Genomic DNA, 3,367 nt, shown 5'->3' with positions numbered 1-3,367 from the left:
CCTCCACCTCGACTCGCTCGGCGTGAAGCTGACCACGCTCCGCCCCGAGCAGGCCGCCTACATCGGCGTCGAGGTCGAGGGACCGTACAAGTCGGACCACTACCGCTACTGAACCGAGCCGCTACGAGCCGAGCCGGCTCCGCGCGGACCTCGGTGCCGCCGAGCCGAACCGCTTGAACCGGGTTGCCGTACGACGACGCTCGTACGGCAACCATCGGCGACAGTGGTCCGGCTCGACGCGACCCCGCATCAGCGGCAGTTTCCTCCGAGGCAGGCCCCCGCACCCCCGTGCCGGGGGCCTGCCTCTTTGGCCTGTACGGCCGATCCACGTAGCCTCATCTGCCGAAGTGGCCGGGACCAGCCCGTCCGTCAAGCCCCAGGACCCCGATGCCCCGCGGCCGTTATTCGCTCCACGATCCGCACGATCACACCCCCCTCGCAGAAGAACACTTCCACTGCGCCCCCGGCCCGTCCGGCTGGCGCTACGTCGCCCAACTGACCACCCCTGCAGGCGATCACAGCGGCTCCGTCGACCTTGCCCTGGACGAACTCGGCCGCCCCATCCGCCTCGAACTCCACGCCGGCGGCTGGCAGGTACGTGGCGCCGCCCTCGACGGCGTCACCTGGGTCCGCACCGACCCCACCGGCATCCACGCCACAGAAGGCAATGTGCGCGCCCATGCCTTCACCGGCACGTCCCCCGCGTTCCTCATCGCCACCACCCGTCTCCTCCGCCTCACCCCTTCCGGCTCGGCAACCCGCGTCCGCCTCGTGGCCTTCACCGATCCGGTCCTCGCCCCGCGCACCGTGGACCAGTCCTGGGCCTTGGTGGAAAGACAAACACACGCCACTGACAACGGCCCCCTGACCGTGGACGAATACCAGGTCACAGCCCTGGACACGGGCGAGCAGCACGCCGTGCACATCGCCGGCGACGTGGTCCTCGCGGCCCCCGGCATCGAGCTGGAGGACCTGGAGTCCCCACCGTCGCCGCCCGCCTGATCCGTTCAGGCGGGGGGAGCGAAGCCCGTGGCAGGCGGCTCGTCGCGCGATGCCGGAGGAGCCGGCTGCCGTACGACGTCGGGCGCGACGGGCGAATGCCCCGCACCGGCCGGCGGCACGTACGGAACTCCGACAGGAGCAGAGCTTCCGCCGTTCGCGCCAGGCGCCGGTGGCGGCGGCGCAGCCACAGCCGCCCCGTTGCCGAAGGCGCGCCGAGCCTCCCGAGCCTGCCGCTCCTGAAGAACCGCGGCCAGATAGGCGGCCGGCGGCACGTCGTGCGGCGCCGGAGCGCCCGTGCGCCCCGCGAGGTCCGTCGCGAGCCGCTCCGCCATGCTCCAGGCGACCTGCGGGTCGAGCTGCTGCATCCGCGCCAGGTACTGGCGAACGGCCAGCCACAAACCATCGGGCACCGCCGACAGGTCGAGCCCCGCGAACCTCCCGGCCAGCCACGGCGGAGGCGGCGGAACGAAGCCCGTCCGCGTGACGGGCACGCGCTCCCGAACGACGAGAGTCCCGGCGAACACGTCACCGAGCCGCCGCCCGCGCGCGGACACGAGCGAGGCGATGACGGCGACGACCCCGAGCGTCATCAGAATCTCGATCACACCGATGAGACCCCGCACCAGCGCGTGCCGGAACCGGATCGGTCCGCCGTCGTCCCGCACCACCCGCAGCCCGCAGGCCAACTTCCCGAGCGAACGCCCATGACTGAGCGTCTCGACCGCGATCGGCCCGCCGACCAGCAACAATACGAACATGGCGATGGACAGCGCGGTCTGCGCCGCCTCGTCCAGAGACGCGGTGGCGATCACGACACCCGTCGCCACGACGAGGTAGGCGATCAAGGCCACGGCCAGATCGAGCAGCACCGCCAGAGCCCTGCTGGGCAGCTTCGCAGGGCGCAACTCCAGCGCCACCGCCTCGCCCGTCACCAGCTCACTCACGCCGACCGTCCTTCCCCTGACCTGCCCTCGGACTGGCCAGTCTGCCAAGCTGAGGGCGCATCGCGCCGCAGTACGACAAGCTGACGTCCAACGACGAGTCGCCGACGAACAGCCGGGGAGCAGGAAAGCAGATGGACCTCGACGTCTTCGTCACCGCCCACCGCGCCGAGTGGGACCGCCTCGACGCCCTGCTCGGTCGCCGGCGCCGCCTGACCGGTGCCGAGGCCGACGAACTCGTCGCCCTCTACCAGCGCACCGCCACCCACCTGTCCCTGATCCAGTCCAGCGCGCCCGACCCCCAGCTGACGGGCCGGCTCAGCCAACTCGTCGCACGCGCGCGTAGCGCGGTCACGGGCACCCGACGCGCCTCCTGGCGCGACGTCACGCGCTTCCTGACGTACGGCTTCCCCGCCGCGGTCTACCGCGCGCGCCACTGGTGGATACCCACGGCGCTCCTGTCCACCCTCGTAGCGGCCCTCCTGGGCTGGTGGATAGGCACCCATCCCGAGGTACAGGCCACCATCGCGGCCCCCAGCGAACTACGTGAGCTCACCCGCCCCGGTGGCCAGTACGAGACGTATTACTCCAGCCACCCCGCGGCCTCCTTCGCGGCCCAGGTCTGGACGAACAACGCCTGGGCAGCCGCCCTCTGCCTGATCCTCGGCGTCTTTCTGGGCCTCCCGGTCCTCTGGATCCTCTTCCAGAACATGCTGAACCTCGGTGTCGGCTTCGGTCTCATGTCCTCAGCAGGACGCCTGGACACCTTCCTCGGCCTCGTCCTCCCGCATGGCCTCCTCGAACTGACCGCGGTCTTCGTAGCGGCCGGCACCGGCCTGCGCCTCGGCTGGACCCTCATCGACCCGGGCCCTCGCACCCGACGCGCGGCCCTGGCAGAGGAGGGCCGCGCCGCGATCGGCATGGCAATTGGCCTAGCCCTCGTCCTCTTCGTCTCAGGCGCCATCGAAGGTTTCGTCACCCCGTCGGGCCTGCCCACTTGGGCACGCATCACCATCGGCGTCGTCGCTGAACTGGCCTTTCTCGCGTACGTCTTTGTCCTCGGCGGCCGTGCCGCCCGTGCCGGCGACACAGGCGACCTCGACGCAGCCGAACGCAGCGCCGCCGTTCCGACGGCCGCCTGATGTGCGTGCACAGCCTTTGAGCTGCTAGTGTCCTCTTCGCCCCACAAGAGCCGTTGACACGGAGCGAGCGGGGAGGTAGATTCGAACAGTTGCCTGGAAGTGGATATATTCCCATCGGGCAGAGTGAGTGTCTGTCTGCTTCAGTGGAACTTTGATTCCCAAGAAGCCCCCTCCCGATGATTTCGGAATTGAACGGCCGGTCAGTCCGGCCCGGAACTTCTGATAAAGTCGGAACCGCCGGAAAGGGAAACGCGAAAGCGGGAACCCGGAAAGCACCGAGGA

At 70.0% G+C, this 3,367-nt stretch carries 4 protein-coding genes; 3 read left to right on the top strand and 1 reads right to left on the bottom strand.

What is annotated here, in order from left to right; all coding sequences use genetic code 11:
• Both AC3ETA_RS47580 and AC3ETA_RS47575 read left to right on the top strand, forming a co-directional pair.
• Positions 1 to 112: adenosylhomocysteinase (locus AC3ETA_RS47580; protein ID WP_432199137.1), on the top strand; the 112-nt coding region annotated here is incomplete at its 5' end.
• A gap of 275 nt (positions 113 to 387) precedes the next feature.
• Positions 388 to 1,002, top strand: coding sequence for a hypothetical protein (locus tag AC3ETA_RS47575; RefSeq protein ID WP_432199136.1), 615 nt, complete (start codon positions 388 to 390; stop codon positions 1,000 to 1,002).
• A 5-nt stretch (positions 1,003 to 1,007) separates the two neighbouring features.
• Here the strand turns inward: AC3ETA_RS47575 and AC3ETA_RS47570 are convergent, their stop codons facing one another.
• On the bottom strand, positions 1,008 to 1,946 hold the full coding sequence (locus AC3ETA_RS47570) for an RDD family protein (RefSeq protein ID WP_432199135.1): 939 nt from the start codon (positions 1,944 to 1,946) through the stop codon (positions 1,008 to 1,010).
• Between the two features lie 131 nt (positions 1,947 to 2,077).
• Between AC3ETA_RS47570 and AC3ETA_RS47565 the strand changes: the two genes are divergently transcribed.
• Positions 2,078 to 3,085, top strand: coding sequence for a stage II sporulation protein M (locus tag AC3ETA_RS47565; protein ID WP_432199134.1), 1,008 nt, complete (start codon positions 2,078 to 2,080; stop codon positions 3,083 to 3,085).
• Positions 3,086 to 3,367 lie beyond the last annotated feature (282 nt).

The sequence above is a fragment of the Streptomyces sp. bgisy027 genome (genome assembly GCF_057710365.1).
The sequence above is the reverse complement of the archived record's forward strand: the minus strand, read 5'-3'. Positions and strand labels throughout refer to the sequence as shown.

Excerpts from the sequence above, each read along its gene's own strand:
- AC3ETA_RS47575 (WP_432199136.1), top strand. The coding sequence starts at position 388 with ATGCCCCGCGGCCGTTATTCGCTCCACGATCCGCACGATCACACCCCC.
- AC3ETA_RS47565 (WP_432199134.1), top strand. The coding sequence starts at position 2,078 with ATGGACCTCGACGTCTTCGTCACCGCCCACCGCGCCGAGTGGGACCGC.